General features: G+C 56.3%; 1 protein-coding gene. It reads right to left on the reverse strand.

What is annotated here, in order from left to right; genetic code table 11:
- Positions 1 to 1,560 (reverse strand): beta strand repeat-containing protein (locus HMPREF2872_RS05970; RefSeq protein WP_210398847.1); only part of this gene is annotated, 1,560 nt, incomplete at both ends.

Consider the following 1,560-nt stretch of genomic DNA (forward strand, 5'->3'; position numbering starts at 1 on the left):
CCTGCCGCAACGTTGCCGCTGGTCAGGTTGGTAATCTTGCCGTTGTTACCCATATCAATGTTTTTGCCGTTGGTGCTAATACCGTTACCGTTGATGACCGGGCCGTTGTTAATTGTCAAGCTGTCGGCAGTCAGGTTAGGTTTGGTGGCAATGGTAATGTCTTTACCGTTGTTGGTTATGGCAATGTTGGTACCATCTTTAAACCCTACCGTATCATTCGGCTTGATGGTTTCCGCAGCACCGCTGTTCACTTGGAATTTCCAACCGGCGTTGGCCGCATTGGTGCGTGCATTCAGCGCAGTCAATGCGTTGCCTACGTTGCTGTAGTTCGTTGGCGTACCAGTGGCATTGGCTAGGGTGTAGGTCGGCGCGCTAATGCTGCCATCGGCCTGAACTGCCGATCCGCCGCCCAAGTGGGTAGCTGTGGAATTGGCAGTTTTGTACAACTGGCTGCCGTTCACGGCATCGGTACTGGTCGCGTTAACCGCACCTGCAGCGACGTTACCCAAGGTTACCGGGCCGCCTGTGCCCACCAGATTTACTTTGTTGCTCGGCGTAGTGGCCGGAGTGCCCGCTGTGTCAACATAGGTCATCGGGGTATCGAACTTAACCGTTGTTACACCGCCAGTGCTGCTGACGTTGGCTACGGTACCTTGGCCGTTAACAAAATTAACGGTATCGCCATGGGTGACAAAATCTTCGTCAACCCCGTTGCCTTGTACGGTGAAGCCGGCGTTCAATACGTCGTTGACGGTGGCGGCGTTGTGGCCTTTGTTGGCAGACAAGGTGGTGCGGTCGTTACCGGTCGGGTTGGTAACGGCTGCAGCGGTATCGGCCAGATTGTCCTTCACGTTGGCCAAGGTGGTCGGTGCGGTTGTGCTGCCGGCCGCATTCTGCAGGCTGGTAATCACATCCGCTGCTGCAACTTGGTTACCTGCACCGTTGGGTGCATCGTAGAAGTTGCCGTCGGTGTGTTTGTACACCTTGGTGCCGTCGGCTTTGGTGTATGCAACTGGGGCTTGGGCACTCTGTACCACGGATTGGGCGTCTACAGCATAGGTGTAGGTCTGGTTGCCGTTGCCGTCAACATTTTGTTGCACCGTCAATCCGTTGCCTGCAGCCAAGGTCAGGGTGCTGCCTGATTTGGCTGTAGTGGCAGCGGGTGTACCTACGGTGTTGCCGCCGGCAGTGATGTTGAAACCACTGTTGTTGATGGCGTTAACCACATCCTGCGCGGTGGCGACTTGGTTGGTATTACCGGTTGTGGCGGCTTTGCCGTCCGTGCCGGTAGTAATGGCGGCAGTATCTGCGGACACGGTATAGGTAGTGCTGCCATCCCCATTAAGTGTCGGTGTGCCTACAGAGATACCATTGCCAGCAGCCACGATGGTTTTGGCGGCGGCGGCCTTATTTGCCACAACCTGCAATTGGTCTTCAGTAGCAGCGCGACCACTCACCGGCGTACCGGTCCAAGTTTTGTTTGTCAGACCGGTAACCGTACCGGCAGTGCCGTCGACAGTAACCGGGCTGCCGCCGCTAGCCGGACCAACGGTAATGCTG

Origin of the sequence: Neisseria sp. HMSC069H12 (assembly GCF_001812735.1) — a bacterium.
Classification (GTDB): Bacteria; Pseudomonadota; Gammaproteobacteria; order Burkholderiales; family Neisseriaceae; genus Neisseria; species Neisseria subflava.